This window comes from Pantoea sp. ACRSC (genome assembly GCF_022346785.1).
Lineage (GTDB): Bacteria > Pseudomonadota > Gammaproteobacteria > Enterobacterales > Enterobacteriaceae > Pantoea > Pantoea alvi.
In genome coordinates, this window is record NZ_JAKRNN010000012.1 from 38,417 (window position 1) to 54,771 (window position 16,355).

Annotated in this window: 19 protein-coding genes and 1 other RNA gene; 15 read left to right on the forward strand and 5 right to left on the reverse strand. The window is 60.3% G+C overall.

Annotated elements, in window-relative coordinates; translation table 11 throughout:
* The first annotated feature begins 6 nt into the window (after positions 1-6).
* The 10 genes from exuR to MHZ97_RS13105 all read left to right on the forward strand — a co-directional run bounded on the left by exuR (position 7) and on the right by MHZ97_RS13105 (position 6,005).
* Complete coding sequence (gene exuR, locus MHZ97_RS13060; RefSeq protein ID WP_103794538.1) at positions 7-780, forward strand: transcriptional regulator ExuR; 774 nt, start codon at positions 7-9, stop codon at positions 778-780.
* A gap of 322 nt (positions 781-1,102) precedes the next feature.
* The gene (locus MHZ97_RS13065; RefSeq protein WP_103794537.1) at positions 1,103-1,780 is read left to right on the forward strand and encodes a DedA family protein; all 678 of its coding nucleotides are present in this window, start codon (positions 1,103-1,105) and stop codon (positions 1,778-1,780) included.
* Positions 1,777-2,139 (forward strand): EnvZ/OmpR regulon moderator MzrA, encoded by a 363-nt coding sequence (gene mzrA, locus MHZ97_RS13070; RefSeq protein WP_103794536.1) that lies wholly within the window; start codon positions 1,777-1,779, stop codon positions 2,137-2,139. The genes MHZ97_RS13065 and mzrA overlap by 4 nt, the downstream gene beginning before the upstream one ends.
* Positions 2,140-2,317: 178 nt before the next feature.
* Complete coding sequence (locus MHZ97_RS13075; protein ID WP_239314817.1) at positions 2,318-2,692, forward strand: DUF1090 domain-containing protein; 375 nt, start codon at positions 2,318-2,320, stop codon at positions 2,690-2,692.
* 36 nt (positions 2,693-2,728) lie between these two features.
* On the forward strand, positions 2,729-3,034 hold the full coding sequence (locus MHZ97_RS13080; protein ID WP_048784365.1) for a YqjD family protein: 306 nt from the start codon (positions 2,729-2,731) through the stop codon (positions 3,032-3,034).
* Between the two features lie 2 nt (positions 3,035-3,036).
* Positions 3,037-3,435: a phage holin family protein gene (locus MHZ97_RS13085; RefSeq protein WP_199187292.1), complete on the forward strand. Its 399-nt coding sequence runs from the start codon at positions 3,037-3,039 to the stop codon at positions 3,433-3,435.
* Positions 3,432-3,722: a YqjK-like family protein gene (locus tag MHZ97_RS13090; protein WP_103794533.1), complete on the forward strand. Its 291-nt coding sequence runs from the start codon at positions 3,432-3,434 to the stop codon at positions 3,720-3,722. The genes MHZ97_RS13085 and MHZ97_RS13090 overlap by 4 nt, the downstream gene beginning before the upstream one ends.
* Before the next feature lie 210 nt (positions 3,723-3,932).
* On the forward strand, positions 3,933-4,346 hold the full coding sequence (locus MHZ97_RS13095; RefSeq protein ID WP_239314816.1) for a DoxX family protein: 414 nt from the start codon (positions 3,933-3,935) through the stop codon (positions 4,344-4,346).
* A gap of 75 nt (positions 4,347-4,421) precedes the next feature.
* On the forward strand, positions 4,422-5,396 hold the full coding sequence (locus MHZ97_RS13100; protein ID WP_239314815.1) for a glutathione S-transferase family protein: 975 nt from the start codon (positions 4,422-4,424) through the stop codon (positions 5,394-5,396).
* Between the two features lie 126 nt (positions 5,397-5,522).
* Positions 5,523-6,005 (forward strand): YlaC family protein, encoded by a 483-nt coding sequence (locus MHZ97_RS13105; RefSeq protein ID WP_239314814.1) that lies wholly within the window; start codon positions 5,523-5,525, stop codon positions 6,003-6,005.
* Here MHZ97_RS13105 and MHZ97_RS13110 read toward each other — a convergent pair.
* The 3 genes from MHZ97_RS13110 to rsmI all read right to left on the reverse strand — a co-directional run bounded on the left by MHZ97_RS13110 (position 6,002) and on the right by rsmI (position 8,842).
* Positions 6,002-7,405 carry a PLP-dependent aminotransferase family protein gene (locus MHZ97_RS13110; protein WP_239314813.1) on the reverse strand — a complete coding sequence of 468 codons (1,404 nt, stop codon included), beginning with the start codon at positions 7,403-7,405 and terminating at the stop codon, positions 6,002-6,004. The genes MHZ97_RS13105 and MHZ97_RS13110 overlap by 4 nt on opposite strands.
* Before the next feature lie 162 nt (positions 7,406-7,567).
* Positions 7,568-7,945, reverse strand: an RNA gene (gene rnpB / locus MHZ97_RS13115) — RNase P RNA component class A.
* 33 nt (positions 7,946-7,978) lie between these two features.
* Positions 7,979-8,842 carry a 16S rRNA (cytidine(1402)-2'-O)-methyltransferase gene (gene rsmI / locus MHZ97_RS13120; protein WP_239314812.1) on the reverse strand — a complete coding sequence of 288 codons (864 nt, stop codon included), beginning with the start codon at positions 8,840-8,842 and terminating at the stop codon, positions 7,979-7,981.
* A gap of 62 nt (positions 8,843-8,904) precedes the next feature.
* Here rsmI and MHZ97_RS13125 point away from each other — a divergent pair, with 62 nt between their 5' ends.
* From MHZ97_RS13125 to dolP, 4 genes are read left to right on the forward strand one after another with little or no spacing between them, the layout of a single operon-like run.
* Entirely contained in the window at positions 8,905-10,962 is a 2,058-nt protein-coding gene (locus MHZ97_RS13125) for a penicillin-binding protein activator (RefSeq protein WP_103794527.1), read from the forward strand.
* Positions 10,920-11,315, forward strand: coding sequence for a YraN family protein (locus MHZ97_RS13130; protein WP_239314811.1), 396 nt, complete (start codon positions 10,920-10,922; stop codon positions 11,313-11,315). The genes MHZ97_RS13125 and MHZ97_RS13130 overlap by 43 nt, the downstream gene beginning before the upstream one ends.
* Before the next feature lie 14 nt (positions 11,316-11,329).
* The gene (diaA, locus tag MHZ97_RS13135) at positions 11,330-11,917 is read left to right on the forward strand and encodes a DnaA initiator-associating protein DiaA (protein ID WP_103794525.1); all 588 of its coding nucleotides are present in this window, start codon (positions 11,330-11,332) and stop codon (positions 11,915-11,917) included.
* Between the two features lie 14 nt (positions 11,918-11,931).
* Entirely contained in the window at positions 11,932-12,504 is a 573-nt protein-coding gene (dolP, locus tag MHZ97_RS13140; RefSeq protein ID WP_103794524.1) for a division/outer membrane stress-associated lipid-binding lipoprotein, read from the forward strand.
* Positions 12,505-12,612: 108 nt separating this feature from the next.
* Here dolP and MHZ97_RS13145 read toward each other — a convergent pair whose 3' ends face one another.
* Positions 12,613-13,317 (reverse strand): pirin family protein, encoded by a 705-nt coding sequence (locus MHZ97_RS13145; protein ID WP_103794523.1) that lies wholly within the window; start codon positions 13,315-13,317, stop codon positions 12,613-12,615.
* Between the two features lie 130 nt (positions 13,318-13,447).
* Here MHZ97_RS13145 and MHZ97_RS13150 point away from each other — a divergent pair, with 130 nt between their 5' ends.
* Positions 13,448-14,347: a LysR family transcriptional regulator gene (locus tag MHZ97_RS13150; RefSeq protein WP_048784382.1), complete on the forward strand. Its 900-nt coding sequence runs from the start codon at positions 13,448-13,450 to the stop codon at positions 14,345-14,347.
* 43 nt (positions 14,348-14,390) lie between these two features.
* On the opposite strand, the gene MHZ97_RS13155 is transcribed toward MHZ97_RS13150, so the two are convergent.
* Positions 14,391-16,301: a transcription antiterminator gene (locus tag MHZ97_RS13155; protein ID WP_103794522.1), complete on the reverse strand. Its 1,911-nt coding sequence runs from the start codon at positions 16,299-16,301 to the stop codon at positions 14,391-14,393.
* Positions 16,302-16,355 lie beyond the last annotated feature (54 nt).

Genomic DNA, 16,355 nt, shown 5'->3' on the forward strand with positions numbered 1-16,355 from the left:
TGCCCTATGGAACTGACCGAACCTCGTCGACTTTATCAACAGCTCGCCAGCGATCTGAAAAGCCGTATTGAAACAGGCGTTTATCCTGTGGGCGACAAACTGCCCGCCGAACGCCTGATCGCGGAAGAGATGAACGTCAGCCGCACCGTAGTGCGCGAAGCGATCATCATGCTGGAGGTGGAAGGCTACGTCGAGGTGCGCAAAGGCTCCGGCATTCACGTTATCGCCAGCCAGCAGCAAAACCGGGTGATGACCTCCAGCCAGCTCGAGTTCGCCAGTTTTGGCCCGTTCGAACTGCTGCAGGCGCGCCAGCTGATTGAGAGCAACGTCGCTGAGTTCGCCGCGACCCAGGTGACGCGCCAGGACATTATCGAGCTGATGGCGATTCAGGAAAAAGCGCGTCAGGAAGATCATTTTCGCGATTCGCAGTGGGACATGCAGTTTCACGTGCGCATTGCGCAATCCACCCAAAACAGTGCGCTGGCGGCCATTGTCGAAAAAATGTGGCTGCATCGCCTGCATAACCCCTACTGGCTCAAACTCCACGAGCATATCGACCAGCGCAGTATCCTCAGCTGGTGCGACGACCACGATCAAATCCTCAAGGCGCTTATGCGCAAAGATCCCGCCGCCTGCAAACTGGCGATGTGGCAACATCTGGAAAATACTAAGCAGATGCTGTTTAACGCGACCGCCGATGACTTTGAATTTAATGTGGATCGTTATATGTTTGCCGAAAATCCCGTCATCCTGCCGGACGGCTCGAGCAATTCACATTGATTCTGCTACCTTTTCAGGCAGTAAAGTCAGTTAATCTGCAATAGTGTCAGGTCGTGTAAAGCTCCTTTTGACGGGCCGCGTCAAAGGGTAAAACTCCTGTGCGGCGGGCACATTCCCCTGTCTCAGACCTGTGATTTTTGTTACAGTTATCGACCCTTTCTTACCCTTTGCGACAGGGTTTAAAAATTCGCTGATTTAACAATCTATTCTGGAAGGATCCGGAAAGCCCTGCACAGACTGCGCTCCAAAAACAGATAACCAACCGCCGGTCTGCGCTTATGTCTTCTAAGACGCGTTAAACAATGATGTTCAGGAATGATTGATGGATATTTTGCATGCGTTGCTGCAGGCGTTGTGGCAACAGGATTATGAAACCCTTTCCGATCCAACGCTGGTATGGGCCATTTACGGCGTGCTCTTCTTGATCCTGTTTCTCGAGAATGGCCTGCTGCCCGCCGCCTTTCTGCCGGGCGACAGCCTGCTGATTCTGGTGGGGGTGCTGATCGCCAAAGGCACCATGAGCTTTCCGCTTACCGTGCTGGTGCTGACCACCGGCGCCAGCCTCGGCTGCTGGGTCAGCTATATTCAGGGCCGCTGGCTCGGCAACACGCCAACGGTGCAGAAATGGCTCTCCCATCTTCCCGCGCAGTATCACGCCCGCGCGCACAGCCTGTTTCATCGCCACGGGCTCTCTGCCCTGCTGATTGGCCGCTTTATCGCTTTTGTGCGCACCCTGCTGCCGACTATTGCCGGGCTTTCCGGGCTGGATAACGCGCGCTTCCAGTTTTTTAACTGGGTCAGCGCCCTGCTCTGGGTGCTGATTCTCACCGTATTCGGCTTTGCGCTGGGCAAAACGCCCATTTTCCGCCGCTATGAAGATGAGCTGATGTTCTGCCTGATGCTGCTGCCGCTGGTGCTGCTGGTGGTTGGCCTGGTGGGATCGCTGGTGGTGCTGTGGCGCAAGCGCCAGGCGAATCAGAACGGCAAGGGCGAGTCATGAAGATTTATGGCCTCTTTCGCCGCCGCATGATCCCCTGGCTGGCCCTCGGCACGCTGCTGCTGCTGGCGATCTGCCTGACGCCGACGCTGCTGCAGCACGAAAGCGTGGTGCAGATCCGCGTATCCCACGCCGGCGGCCCGCTGCCGGACGGCTTCTACCTCTATCAGCAGCTGACGGCTCAGGGCATTCGTATCAAAAGCATTACCCCTTCGGGCGATGCGCTGATTATTCATTTCGAAAACGAAGAGCAAAGCCTCGCCGCGCAAAAAGTGCTGCGCCGACTGCTGCCGGACGGCTTTGTCGTGGCCAGGCATCCCGACTCCGCTTCCGCCGCCTCGACAACGCTGAACATCTCCTGATCCGCCGTTGCCGTTCTGCGCTGACAGAACGGCAACAGAATAATCTGTATCCCCCCGTCTTTTTTGAACTTTTTACAGGCGCTGTCTATGCTTAGTGGGTGGCTCAGCATCTGACACGCCAGGACGATGACGCTGTCCGCTCGCGGCAGGTCAGCAACAAAGGAAGGTAACAAGCCTGATGAAACATCAATTACTTCTTGGCCTCGCGCTGTTTTCTCTCTCAGGTTCGCTGATGGCGGCAGAATCGCTCTGTCAGCAGAAAGAGCAGGATATTCAGCATGAAATTGCGATGGCAAAACAGCATAACAATCAGCGTCGCGTTAATGGACTGGAGCGCGCCCTGACCGAAGTGCGCGCGAACTGTAGCGACAACAAACTGAAAGCCTCTCACCAGGCGCGCATCAAGGCGCAGCAAGAGAAAGTTGCTGAGCGCGAGCGCGAACTAAAAGAGGAGCGTCAGGATGGCGACGACAGGGACAAAATCGCCAAACGCGAACGTAAACTGGAAGAAGCACGCCAGGAGCTGAAAAAGTTACAGGCGGAGCCTTATTAACCCGGACTCAACCACTGAAGCTAAAAGGAACATTACATGTCAAAAGACACTTCATCAGAACATTTGCGTGCTGAGTTAAAAAATCTGGCGGACACTCTGGAAGAGGTGCTGAGCAGCACAACGGATAAGTCCAAAGGCGAACTGGATAAGCTGCGTCAGAAAGCGCGCGTCGCCCTCGACAGCTCGCGCGAGAAGCTGGGCGACTCCGGCGAATATCTGGCGCAGACCACGCGTGAAGCCGCGCAGAAAGCAGACGGCTACGTGCGTGAAAATCCCTGGCATGGCGTTGGCATCGGTGCGGCCATTGGCGTAGCGATCGGCATCCTGATTTCACGGCGTTAATTATGGCGGATTCTCAGCAGAGCCACGGCCCCGGCAAAGGGGTCATCAACATTGGTCAGCGCATTGTTACTACGCTGGTCAGCATGGTCGAGACCCGCGTACGGCTGGCGGTGGTCGAGCTGGAAGCGGAAAAGGCCAACCTGATTCAGCTGCTGCTGATGGTTGGCCTGACCATGCTGTTTACCGCATTCGGGCTGATGAGCCTGATGGTGTTGATTATCTGGGCCGTTGACGCACAGTATCGCCTGATGGCGATCGGCATCACCACCGGCGTTCTCTTTCTTCTGGCGATTATCTTCGGCCTGTGGAGCCTGCGTAAATCGCGCCAGTCCACGCTGCTGCACCATACGCGCAAAGAGCTGGAGACCGATCGCAAGCTGCTGGAGGATGACCACGTATGAGCCGCAGCAAACTGGAACGTGAAGCGCGCATTCATGAGTTACTCGGCGAAGTTCAGCAGCAGCGGCTCGACCTGAGCGCGAGCCGCCGCGACTTCCTGCTCAGCACGGCGCAGTACGATCGCGGCTGGCTGACGTTCCTCAGCATGCGGCGCTATCTGGCAATCGGCAGCAGCGCATTAGCTATCTGGTCGGTGCGCAGCCCGAACAAATTTATGCGTCTGATTAAGCGCGGGTTCGGCGTCTGGAGCACCTGGCGCATGCTGAAAGCAGCACTGCCGCAGCGCTGATCCCCTCTCTGCATTCAGCCGGTGCGAAACCACCGGCTTCGCTTCATCAGATTTCCTGAATAACACCTACAGAATATCTCGCTTACAACCTTTCCACTGCGCGACTATTATCTCCAGCTATCAGCTCAGCAAACGGCAACAGCGCCTTTTGCCGGGAATTATCCCACGCAGGCGCGATTGCCCTGCCGAAAATCTAGCCTGGAGTTAATGATGAAAAAATTCGAAGATACTGGTCTGCTGCTGGCGCGCATCTTAATGCCAATCCTGTTTATCACGGCCGGCTGGGGCAAAATTACCGGCTATGCTGCCACGCAGCAGTATATGGAAGCGATGGGCGTGCCGGGCTTTATGCTGCCGCTGGTGATCCTGCTCGAATTTGGCGGCGGCCTGGCGATCCTGTTTGGTTTTCTGACCCGTTTTACCGCGCTGTTTACCGCCGGTTTCACCATCCTGACGGCGTTTCTGTTTCACAGCAACTTCGCGGAAGGCGTGAACCAGCTGATGTTTATGAAAAACCTCTCTATCGCGGGTGGTTTCCTGGTACTGGGCCTGGTAGGTCCGGGCGCCTACAGCATCGACCGTCTGCTGCGTAAGAAAGCTGCGCCGGCTGCGGCGCTGCGTTAAGCACACATCTGGCGTAATGCCACATATACTTAGCAGGGCGAGGATACTCCTCGCCCTGTTTGCACTGGAGGCGATATGGGCCAACTGATTGAGGGTGTCTGGCACGACACCTGGTACGACACCAAATCAACCGGCGGACGCTTCAAGCGCACTGAAGCGGTCTGGCGCAACTGGGTGACAGCGGACGGCAGCGCCGGCCCGACGGGCAAGGCGGGCTTTAAAGCCGAGCGCGATCGCTATCATCTGTACGTTTCTCTCGCCTGCCCCTGGGCGCACCGCACGCTGCTGATGCGTCAGCTCAAAGGGCTGGAGTCGATGATTGACATCTCCGTGGTGCATCCGTTGATGCTGGAGAACGGCTGGACCTTCGACGACGATTTTCTCGACGCCACCGGCGACAAGCTCTATCAGAACGAATTTCTCTATCAGCTCTACCTGCATGCCGATCCGCACTACAGCGGACGCGTGACGGTGCCTGTGCTGTGGGATAAGCAGCAGGGCACCATCGTCAGCAACGAATCGGCGGATATTATTCGCATGTTCAACAGCGCCTTTGACGCCGTCGGCGCGCGCGCCGGGGATTACTACCCGCCTGCCCTGCGCGAGAAGATCGACGAGCTGAACGGCTGGATTTACGACACGGTTAACAACGGCGTCTACAAATCGGGCTTCGCGACCTCGCAGGCGGCCTATGACGAGTCGGTGACCGCGCTATTCCATTCGCTGTCGCGTCTGGAGCAGATTCTGGGGCAGCATCGCTATCTGACCGGCGATCGGCTGACCGAAGCGGATCTGCGCCTCTGGACCACGCTGGTGCGTTTCGATCCGGTCTACGTCACCCATTTTAAGTGCGATCGCCACCGCATCGGCGACTATCTCAATCTGAGCGGCTTTCTGCGTGATATCTACCAGATGCCGGGCATCGCCGAGACGGTGAACCTGCCTCATATCCGCCATCACTATTACGTGAGCCATAAAACCATCAACCCGAACGGCGTGATTTCGCTGGGTCCGGCGTTTGACTGGGATGAGCCGCACGGGCGCGGCTAAACGCACGCGCCGTTCTTACGGGACGGCGCGCTGCATAACTGTTATAAAAATTCTGCGCGTTTCTGTCTCTCCTCCGGCTAGCGGTTATCTGTTCTACTGAGCAGAAAAATGACGGTGAGGTGAACAATGGACGCCATTAAACAAATCTTAATCGACGAAATCGCGACGCTTAATCGTGAAGAGCGCCGTGACAACCGGCCGCGGTTTAGCTTCTCTTTTCTGAAAACTCATCCCGGCCTCTGGGCGCTGATGTATCTCTGCTACGCTCTCTGCGTGGCGCTGATCTTCTCTACCGAGATGCTGGGCTGGCCCGCCTTCTGGTTCGCCACCCTGTTCGTGCTGGTGATGAGCTTTCTGATGCTGCTGGATATCAACCCGAAATATCGCTTCGAGGATATCGACGCGCTGGATCTGCGCGTCTGCTATAACGGCGAGTGGTACTACGTGCAGCCGGTCTCTGAAGGCAGCGTGAAAAAGATCCTGAATCTGCCGGACGCGCCGGAAGAGGTGAAGAGCGGCATTCATCGCCTGCTGCTGCAGAAAGGCGAAGTGGATTTCTATGACGTCTACTATCTGACCTGGGGCCACCGGCAGGCGGCGCAGGTTTAATCTGTCCGCTGGTCGGCAATCAGCCGGCCCAGCGTTTCGATCGCCGCTTCGGCGCGCGTATCCCACGGCCAGGCGGCGTTGATGCGAAAACAGTGGGTAAACTCTTCGCCCGCTGAAAACAGCCGCCCCGGCGCAATGCTGATCCCCTGCTGCAACGCCTGTTGATAGAGCTGCGTGGTGTCATAGCCGCGCGGCAGCGTCACCCACAAAAAGAAGCCTCCCGGCGAATCGCTCACGCTGGCGCCCTCCGGCAGCGCACGGCAGAGCGCCTGACGCACCCACTCTTTGCGCCGCGCCAGCGTCTGCCGCAGCTTTTTCAGATGGGTATCGTAGCGGCGCGTAGCGAGAAAGTCCGCCAGCGCCAGCTGCATCGGCGCGCTGGTAGAGAGCGTGCTCATCAGCTGCAGACGCTGGATGCGCTGGGCGTGCTGTCCCGCCGCGACCCAGCCGACGCGGAACCCCGCCACCAGGCATTTGGAAAAAGAGCCGCAGTGCAGCACGTCTCCGCCGCGATCCCAGTATTTCGCCGGATGCGGCGCGTCAGCGCCCGCCCAGAGTTCGGCGTAGACATCATCTTCAATCAGCGGCACCTGATAGCGCGCCAGCAGCGCCACCAGCTGCGCCTTGCGCGTGGGCGAAAGCGTCACGCCGAGCGGATTTTGCAGCGTGGTCATCAGCCAGCACGCCTTTACCGGCCAGCGCTGCAGCGTCTCCTCCAGCTGCTGCATATCGATGCCCTGCTGCGCGTCGCTCGGCACCGCGAGCGCTTTAAGCTTTAGCCGCTCGATCGCCTGCAGCGCGCCATAGAAGGTCGGCTGCTCGACAACCACGTAGTCGCCGGGCTCGGTCAGCGCCTGCAGGCTGAGATTAAGCGCTTCCAGCGCGCCGTTGGTAATGACGATTTCATCCGGCGACAGCGTGATGCCCTGCCGCGCGTAGCGCTGCGCCAGCATCTGTCGCAGCGCCGCATTGCCGGGCGGCAGGTTATTGAGCGCGTCGAGCGGCGTCAGCTGATGGGAGACGTTGGTCAGCGAGCGCATCAGCTGACGCTGCGGGAAGAGTTCGGGATCGGGAAAGGCGGAGCCAAACGGGACAATCGCCGGATCGCGGATCGCCTGCAGCACGTCGAAGACGAAGTTGTTGATATCGACCTGCTCGCTGAGCGCCACCTGCGCCGGCGCGGTTTGCAGCGCGCGCGGCGCGACGTAGTAGCCGGACTGCGGCCGCGAGACGATCCAGCCCTGGCTCTCCAGCACCTCGTAGGCGTGCATCACCGTCATCAGGCTCAGCCCGTGCTGCGCCACCTGCTGACGCAGCGACGGCAGCTTCGTGCCCGGTGGCCAGATGCCCGCCTCGATCTGCTGCTGAATCTCATCCGTCAGTTGCTGGTATTTCGCCACGGGCTGCTCCTTCTGTTGCCGGGGCGCAGTTTAGCATGGCGAGGCGCCGGTGTGCCGTCGTCAGATCCTGAGAAGCGTGAAATGGAGCGATAAAGCCACAAGGGATAAGGCATCAGCCAGCAGAAAGCAAAAACCCCGCTTGCGCGGGGTCTTCACCTGAAAAGTCGAAACTGACCGATAAGCCGGGTTCTGTCGTGGACAGTCATTCATCTAGGCCAGCAATCGCTCACTGGCTCAAGCAGCCTACCCGGGTTCAGTACGGGCCGTACCATGCGAACCCCTATTTGGCCTTGCTCCGGGTGGAGTTTACCGTGCCGCGAACTGTTACCAGACGCGCGGTGCGCTCTTACCGCACCCTTTCACCCTTACCTGATCCCATAAATGGGCCATCGGCGGTTTGCTCTCTGTTGCACTGGTCGTAGGCTTGCGCCCCCCAGGCGTTACCTGGCACCCTGCCCTATGGAGCCCGGACTTTCCTCCCCTCTGCCCGTCTCCCTACAAGAGGGACGACGACAAAGCGGCGACTGTCTGGTCAGCTTCGGCGCAGGATATTAGGGCATTCAGCCCCATTTGTCACGCCTCTTGCTGATCGAGGGCAAAGCGATAGAGCGCATTTTTCTTCACGCCGTGGATTTCCGCCGTCAGCGCCGCGGCCTTTTTCAGCGGCAGCTCTTTCTGCAGCAGCGCCAGGGTGCGCAGCGCATCGGCGGGCAGCGCCTCTTCATCCGCCTTATGCCCTTCGACGATCAGCACCATTTCGCCCTTGCGGCGATTCTCATCCTCTTTGATCCAGGCGAGCAGCTCGCCCACCGGCGCGCCGTGAATCGACTCCCAGGTTTTGCTCAGCTCGCGCGCCAGCACCACGTAACGATCGGCGCCCAGCTCGTTCGCCATATCCTGCAGGCTGTCGATCAGACGGTGGGTGGACTCGTAGAAAATCAGGGTGCGCGGCTCCTGTGCCAGCGCGCGCAGCGCGTCGCAGCGCGCCTTGGTTTTGGCGGGCAGAAACCCTTCGTAACAGAAACGATCGGACGGTAATCCGGCGGCGCTTAATGCTGTGACGGCGGCGCAGGCACCGGGCAGCGGCACGACGCGAATGCCCGCCTCGCGGCAGCGGCGCACCAGATGGTAGCCCGGATCGTTGATTAGCGGGGTACCGGCGTCGGAAACCAGCGCAATGCTCTGCCCTTGCTGCAGCTTCGCCAGCAGCAGTTCGGCCTTCTGCTGTTCATTGTGGTCGTGAAGTGCGAAGAGCCGCGCAGCGATGGCGAAATGTTGTAGCAACAGTCCGGTATGACGTGTATCTTCCGCTGCGACCAGATCGACGCCCGAAAGCACCGTCAGCGCCCGCTGGGTGATATCACCCAAATTACCAATCGGGGTTGGAACGATGTAGAGCGTGCTGGCAGAAATCTCTGCCCGATCGAGTTGTTTCATTGTTTCATCCGAATTGCCGATTTAATATTGAGCATCTTGAAAAAAACATCACTGGATACAGTATGCTTCCTTCAAAAGTCGTTCGTCATAAAGCAGGACGCTTTGTGCCTGTCCTTCTTGCTGGGCTGATTTTAGCCGCCTGTAGCGGTCAGGGGCCGCAAACCTCAAACGTAAATATTCAGGGGCCCATTACCGGCGGGTCTGATTACTATCTGCAGCAAGTGCAGCAAAGCAGCGATGATAGCAGGACAGACTGGCAATTACTTGCCATCCGTGCCCTGATGAAAGAAGGAAAGTATCCTCAAGCCGGCCAGCAGCTGAACCTGCTGCCGAGCCAGCTCAGCGACACGCAACAGCAGGAGCTGCTGCTGCTTAAATCGCAGTTCCTGTTTAGCCAGCAGAACGTGCCAGGGGCGACGCAGCTGCTGAATCAGGTCAAGGTGGACGATCTGTCGAAAGAGCAGCAGGCGCGCTACTATGGCCTGCAGATCGCCGCCGCGCAGGGCAAACCCTCGCTGACGCTGCTGCGCGCCTATATTGCGCAGGAGCCGCTGCTGAGCGGCGACGATCGTCAGAAAAACATCGACGCCACCTGGCAGACGCTGACGCAGATGACGCCGCAGGAGGCGAGCAGCCTGGTGATCAACGCCGATGAAAACACCCTGCAGGGCTGGCTGGATCTGCTTAACGTCTGGCGCGCCAACGCGCAGGACGGCGAGATGCTGAAGTCCGCCCTGAAAGACTGGCAGACGCGCTATCCGCAAAACCCGGCGGCTAAAACCCTGCCGACGCCGCTGAGCCAGGCGCAGAACTACACCAAAGCCTCAACCAGCACTATTGCGCTGCTGCTGCCGCTGAACGGTCAGGCGCAGGTTTTCGCCAGCGCCATTCAAAAAGGCTTTAACGATGCGAAAAATGGCGCGCTGAACGCCGCGCCGCAGCCTGCCGCACAGCCCGCGACCCAGTCGGCCGCCGCGGATAGCGCGCAGCCTGCGAACCCGCCAGCTGCCGCGGAAAGCGCGCCAGCCGGTGAAGCCAACGCCGTGGTCAGCCCGGCTGCCGCCGCCATCACGCCAGAGGCGGCCCAGCAGCCCGCTGCCGCACAGCCTCAGCCAGCGGCCAGCGCGCCCTCCAGCAGCGCTCAGGTCAAGGTGTACGACACCAGCAGCCAGTCGATTCAGCAGGTTATGCAGCAGGCGCAGCAGGATGGCGCGACCCTGGTGGTCGGCCCGCTGCTGAAAAATAATGTCGAAACGGTCGCCAACAGCCAGACGCCGCTCAACGTGCTGGCGCTCAACGCGCCGGAGCAGATCCAGAACCATCCGAATATTTGCTATTTTGCGCTTTCTCCTGAAGACGAAGCGCGCGATGCCGCGCACCATATGTGGAACCAGGGCAAGCGCCAGCCGCTGCTGCTGGTGCCGCGCAGCAGCTTCGGCGATCGCGTGGTCAACGCCTTTGCGCAGGAGTGGCAGAAGCTGGGCGGCTCGGCGCCGCTGCAGCAGCGCTTCGGCTCGACCGCTGAGCTGAAACAGGGGATCAACAGCGGCGCGGGCATTACGCTGAGCGGCACGCCGGTCAATGTCCAGCCTGCCGCAGCTGACTCCCAGGGCGTGACTATTGCCGGACTGAATATTCCGGCGCCGCAGCAGCAGAGCGAGCCGGCGGCAGCGAGCGGCGGCGGCGTCGATTCGGTCTATATCGTCTCGACGCAGGATGAGCTGCAGCTGATCAAGCCGATGATCGCTATGCGCACCGGCAGCCGCAGCGCAGCCTCGCTCTACGCCAGCTCGCGCAGCTATCAGGCAGGCGCTGGCCCGGACTTCCGTCTGGAGATGGAAGGCCTGCAGTTCAGCGATATTCCGCTGCTCTCGGGCCGTAATCCGGCGCTGATGCAGCGCGCGGCGCAGTCGTTCAATAACGACTACTCGCTGGTTCGCCTCTATGCGATGGGCATCGACGCCTGGACGCTGGCGAACAGTTTCAACCAGATGCGCCAGACGCCGGGCTTCACCATCGACGGCAATACCGGCAAGCTGAGCGCGAATCAGGATTGCGTGATCAACAGGACGTTGTCATGGAGCCAGTATCGTCAGGGCGAGATCGTTCCCGCCTCCTGACCACTCGGCGCCTCGGCGCTGAACAGGAACAGCGCGCCCGGCGCTATTTAGAGCGCGCCGGGCTGCGCTGGGTCGCCAGCAACGTGACTTATCGCGGCGGCGAGCTGGATCTCATCATGCGCGACGGCGCATGCTGGGTATTCGTAGAGGTGCGCTACCGGCGCGATGCGCGCTACGGTGGCGCGCTGGCCAGCGTGACTCGCCTCAAACGGCAAAAGCTGCTGCGCGCCGCCGCCCTCTGGCTGGCCCAGCGCGGCGGCAGTTTTGATACGGTGGATTGCCGTTTCGACATCATCGCCATTACCGGTACGGCGCTGGAGTGGCTGCTCAATGCCTTTAATGCAGACGTATAGAACCAGGTGGTCGTGTGCAGGACAGAATTAAAGCGTGTTTTACTGAAAGTATTCAAACCCAGATTGCCGCCGCAGAAGCGCTGCCGGATGCCATTTCCCGCGCCGCGATGACGCTGGTGCAGTGCCTGCTTAACGGCAATAAAATCCTCAGCTGCGGCAACGGCGCATCGGCCGCCAACGCGCAGCATTTCGCCGCCAGCATGATCAACCGCTTCGAGACCGAGCGCCCCAGCCTGCCTGCGCTGGCGCTCAGCGCGGACAACGTGATGCTGACGGCGATCGGCAACGATCGTCAACACGATGAAATCTACGCCAAACAGGTACGCGCGCTGGGTCAGACCGGCGACGTCCTGCTGGCAATCTCCACCCGCGGCAACACGCGCGATATCGTTAAAGCGGTGGAAGCCGCGGTTACCCGTGATATGACCATCGTTGCGCTTACCGGCTATGACGGCGGCGAGCTGGCGGGCCTGCTCGGCCCGCACGACGTGGAAATTCGCATTCCGTCGCACCGCAGCGCCCGCATCCATGAGATGCATATGCTGACGCTGAACTGTCTGTGCGATCTGATTGATAACACCCTGTTTCCCCACCAGGAATGACTGAAGGAGCAAACATGAAAGCATTGAACGCTGTCGCTATCCTGTTAACCGCTATGCTGTTGCAGGGCTGCGTTGCCGTGGTCGCCGGCGGCGCGGCCGTCGCCACTAAAACCGCCACCGATCCGCGCACCGTCGGCACCCAGGTTGATGACGGCACGCTGGAGCTGCGCGTCAGCAACGCGCTGGCGAAAGATCAGCAGATTAAAAGCGACGCGCGCGTTATCGCCACCGCCTACCAGGGCAAAGTGCTGCTGACCGGCCAGGCGCCGTCGCAGGATATCGCCAGCCGCGCGAAGCAGATCGCCATGGGCGTTGATGGCGCAACCGAGGTCTACAACGAGATTCGCATTGGTCAGAAGGTCAGCCTTGGCACCTCGTCGTCGGATACCTGGATCACCACCAAAATTCGCTCGCAGCTGCTGGGCAGCGATCAGGTGAAATCATCGAACGTGAAGGTGACCACCGAGAACGGCGAAGTGTTCCTGTTAGGTCTGGTGACCGAGGAGGAGGCGAAGGCGGCGGCGGATATCGCCAGCCGGGTGAGCGGCGTGAAGCACGTGACCACCGCGTTCACTATGCTGAAGTAAGTGAGCCTCTTCTCCGCTCATCTGTTCACAGGCGGAGAAGAGGAGACGCAGAGCCACGGATAAAACCCGCGGCAACAGATGCAAAAGGGCGGCTCTGGCCGCCCTTTTTTACACCGGTATATCGATCACCAGCGCCCGCGTCGCGGTTTTTGCCCGCAGCCGGATCTGCTGCTCCTCCTGCAAAAACGCCCCGTCGCCACAGCCCAGCTTCTCATGACGATCCTCGTGCGTCACCGCCTCCAGCGAGCCGTGAATCGACTGCAGATAGGCGCGCGGCCCGCGCAGCGTCAGCGACTGCTCTTCGCCCGGCGCCAGCAGCAGCTGATGCACCCACACCTGCTGACGCAGCTGCAGGCTGTTGCCCGCGCCGTCCGGCGAGGCGATCAGCTGCAGATGGCCATGCTCCGACAGCGCGATCTTTTGCAGCGTCGGGTTTTCCCGCTCGGGACAGGCGGCCAGCCAGATCTGCATGCGCGTCAGCGGCTGATCCTTACGCAGGTTGATTTCGCTGTAGCTGACGCCCTGCTGCGTGGCAAGCAGCAGCGCTTCGCCCTCGCGTGCGACGATATGGTTGCCTTCGCTGTCGCGGTACTCCGCCTCGCCCTGCAGCACGATATTCAGCACGTCGACCTGTGGATAGGTGCGCGGCTGAAAGGCGGCCCCTGGCGCCAGCACTTCCTGATTCAGCACCCGTAGCGAGGCGTAGCCCATTAATTTGGGATCGAAATAGTGACCAAAAGAGAAACTGTAGCGTGCCTGCAACCAGCCAAAATCGGCCTGACCGCACGCGGACGCACTGCGCGTCGTTATCATAATTTACCTCCAGCTCGCTGCGGCAGAGAGCGGCCGCAGACTTGATACCCATTATGGTAAAAGGCTGGACGCCGTATTGTTAGCCAGTTAATCTGCCGTGCATATTCAAATTTCCTGAAAGAGAGTTCGGATGGCTAAAGAGCGTGCCTTAACCCTTGAAGCGCTGCGCGTTATGGATGCAATCGATCGCCGCGGCAGTTTTGCGGCGGCGGCGGACGAGCTGGGGCGCGTCCCGTCGGCGCTCAGCTACACCATGCAAAAGCTGGAAGAGGAGCTGGATGTGGTGCTGTTCGACCGCTCTGGCCACCGAACGAAATTCACCAACGTCGGGCGTATGCTGCTGGAGCGCGGGCGCGTGCTGCTGGAGGCGGCAGACAAGCTCACCACCGACGCCGAAGCGCTGGCGCGCGGCTGGGAAACCCACCTGACTATCGTCACCGAAGCGCTGGTGCCGACCGACGCCCTCTTCCCGCTGGTAGAGAAGCTGTCGGAAAAAGCCAACACCCAGATTTCATTGATCACCGAGGTGCTGGCGGGCGCGTGGGAGCGGCTGGAGCAGGGCCGCGCCGATATCGTCATCGCCCCGGATATGCACTTCCGCGCCTCGACCGAAATCAATACCCGCAAGCTCTACACCATGATGAGCGTCTATGTCGCCAGCGCTGACCACCCTATTCACAACGAGCCGGAACCCCAGTCGGAGGTGACGCGCGTGAAGTATCGCGGCATTGCGGTGGCCGATACGGCGCGCGAGCGCCCGGTGCTGACGGTGCAGCTGCTGGATAAACAGCAGCGTCTGACGGTCAGCAGCATGGATGACAAGCGCCGCGCGCTGCTGGCGGGGCTGGGCGTCGCTACCATGCCCTATTCGCTGGTGGAGAAGGATATTGCGGAAGGTCGGCTGCGCGTCGTCAGCCCGGAATATACCCGCGAAGTCGATATTATTATGGCGTGGCGCCGCGACAGCATGGGCGAAGCCAAAGCCTGGTGCCTGCGCGAGATCCCGCGTCTGCTGGCGAAAAAAAGCTAGTCGCCCAACGGCACCAGATTACCTCAGAGACGGGAGCCGGCTATTACAGCCGCCCCAGACACTCAATCGCCACCGCCTTGAAGGCGGCAAAATCCTGGCTGTCACGCAGCCGGGTCATCGCCCTTTCGCGCATAAAGGTCACGAAGAGATCGTAGATCGCCATCGCCTCTTCATACTCGCTTTTACTGATCGCCAGCAGGAAGATCACCGACGCGGTATCGTCGCCCCACGCGATGCCCTGCGGCGCCAGCACCGTATAGACCACGGTCTTTTTCGCCAGCAGGCCGAGCGAGTGCGGCAGCGCGATGCCCTCGCCCAGCATGGTGCTGACGATCGCCTCGCGCTCCTCTACCGAGGGATAAAAGCTCGCGTCGACAAACCCCTCCGCCTCCAGCTGGTCGCATAGCTGGCGAAACAGCTGCGACTGCGTCATCGGCTTATCGACGATCAGGAAGTGCTGCGCGTCGAAAAACTTCTCCAGCATATAGGGGCGGGTGCGATCCACCAGCACCAGCTTGCCGATCTGCTCCAGCTGGAAGCCGGTGGGAAACGGCGATATCACCACCACCGGCTTATCCTTCTCGCTTAGCCGCGTGGTAGAGATAACGAAATCTTCGTCGATGCGCGTGCGCGCCTCATAGTCGCGCTGCGACAGCCGACCGGTGACCTGCAGCTGCGGATATTTGCGCAGCAGCATCGCCTCAATCATCCGCAGCGTGGAGTTGCCGCTGTCGCACACCAGCAGCACCTGCGGACGGCGCTGGTAGCCGACGTCGTAGTGGCGCTCCAGCCCGACGCCGATATGCAGCACCAGAAAGCCAATCTCATTCTCGCTGATAACGTAAGGCGTGTATTTGCCCCAGCTGGAGACCGCCGCCAGCGTCACGTCATAGGCCATCGGGTAGTGCTGTTTGATATTGCTCAGCAGCGGATTAGGGATATGGATCTGATAGCGCACGCGGGTGATCATGGTTTTAATGTGCGTCAGCAGATCGGCGCGCAGCTGTTCGTCGCCCTGCAGGTTGTAGTTGTAGTGGGTGTTGATATAGCTCAGCAGATAGTCCACCAGCGCGTCGGCGTCATCGGCGTTGATGGTGCTCGGCGCCACCTCCTGCATCTGGCGCGCCGCAATATTGACGCGTAGCCAGCCCTCTTCCGCCGGCGACACCGGCTTGCCCACCAGCGGCCGCAGCAGATTAATCAGCTCGTGCGCCGCCTCGCGTACGTCCAGCCCGACATCCTCCGCGCCGGGATCGCTCAGCGGATAGCCTTCGCTGATGCGCCGCACCGCCACGGCGCAGTAGAGGCGCAGATAGCGCTCCCCCTCGTCGCTGAGGCGAACGTTATGGCGCGTCAGGCACTGCTGCAGCAGCGGACGCAGCGTCTCCAGAATATTGCTGTGCAGCGCTTCAATGGTGATCAGCGGGCTGTCGGCCTGCTCCTGATCGATCTGCCACAGCAGATCGGTCAGGCAGGTGCGGATCGCCACTTCGCTGCCGAACAGCTTCATGCCGTAGTGGGGCTTGCTCTCGATAGTCAGGTGATAGCGCGCCAGCCACTCGCGCACCTCGGTCATATCGTTTTGCAGCGTGGCGCGGCTGACGAACCACTCATCGGCCAGATCCTCCAGCTTGAGCGACCAGGCGGCGGTCAGAAAGCGCGTCAGCATATAGCGCACCCGTTCGGCAGAGGTGCGCGGCACGCGCAGCGGCGAACGGCTTTGCCGCTCCAGACGCTGGAAGCGCTGCGCGTCGTCGATTTTTAGCTGATAGCCTGCGCCGCGGTTGAGCACGAACTGCGCGCCGTGCTCTGCCAGCAGCGCGTTCAACGCGCTGATATCGGCGCGCACGGTGCGCGTTGAAACGGCGAAGCGCCGCGCCAGCTCATCCTGAGGCAGCGTTTCGTTTTGCAGGGCGTCAAACAGTTGCGCAAGGCGTTGATTTGGAAATCTCACGGCGGTCTACCTGTTACGGCGCTGGCATGCATTCAGCGGCATCATGTCGAAAAA

Bases quoted from the DNA above. Each gene is read 5' to 3' on its own strand.
- MHZ97_RS13085 (WP_199187292.1), top strand. From the start codon at position 3,037: ATGGCGGATTCTCAGCAGAGCCACGGCCCCGGCAAAGGGGTCATCAAC.
- MHZ97_RS13080 (WP_048784365.1), top strand. From the start codon at position 2,729: ATGTCAAAAGACACTTCATCAGAACATTTGCGTGCTGAGTTAAAAAAT.
- MHZ97_RS13105 (WP_239314814.1), top strand. From the start codon at position 5,523: ATGGACGCCATTAAACAAATCTTAATCGACGAAATCGCGACGCTTAAT.
- MHZ97_RS13095 (WP_239314816.1), top strand. From the start codon at position 3,933: ATGAAAAAATTCGAAGATACTGGTCTGCTGCTGGCGCGCATCTTAATG.
- MHZ97_RS13090 (WP_103794533.1), top strand. From the start codon at position 3,432: ATGAGCCGCAGCAAACTGGAACGTGAAGCGCGCATTCATGAGTTACTC.
- MHZ97_RS13065 (WP_103794537.1), top strand. From the start codon at position 1,103: ATGGATATTTTGCATGCGTTGCTGCAGGCGTTGTGGCAACAGGATTAT.
- MHZ97_RS13075 (WP_239314817.1), top strand. From the start codon at position 2,318: ATGAAACATCAATTACTTCTTGGCCTCGCGCTGTTTTCTCTCTCAGGT.
- MHZ97_RS13150 (WP_048784382.1), top strand. From the start codon at position 13,448: ATGGCTAAAGAGCGTGCCTTAACCCTTGAAGCGCTGCGCGTTATGGAT.
- MHZ97_RS13125 (WP_103794527.1), top strand. From the start codon at position 8,905: ATGCTTCCTTCAAAAGTCGTTCGTCATAAAGCAGGACGCTTTGTGCCT.
- mzrA (WP_103794536.1), top strand. From the start codon at position 1,777: ATGAAGATTTATGGCCTCTTTCGCCGCCGCATGATCCCCTGGCTGGCC.
- MHZ97_RS13145 (WP_103794523.1), bottom strand. From the start codon at position 13,317: ATGATAACGACGCGCAGTGCGTCCGCGTGCGGTCAGGCCGATTTTGGC.
- dolP (WP_103794524.1), top strand. From the start codon at position 11,932: ATGAAAGCATTGAACGCTGTCGCTATCCTGTTAACCGCTATGCTGTTG.
- rsmI (WP_239314812.1), bottom strand. From the start codon at position 8,842: ATGAAACAACTCGATCGGGCAGAGATTTCTGCCAGCACGCTCTACATC.
- MHZ97_RS13100 (WP_239314815.1), top strand. From the start codon at position 4,422: ATGGGCCAACTGATTGAGGGTGTCTGGCACGACACCTGGTACGACACC.
- MHZ97_RS13130 (WP_239314811.1), top strand. From the start codon at position 10,920: ATGGAGCCAGTATCGTCAGGGCGAGATCGTTCCCGCCTCCTGACCACT.
- exuR (WP_103794538.1), top strand. From the start codon at position 7: ATGGAACTGACCGAACCTCGTCGACTTTATCAACAGCTCGCCAGCGAT.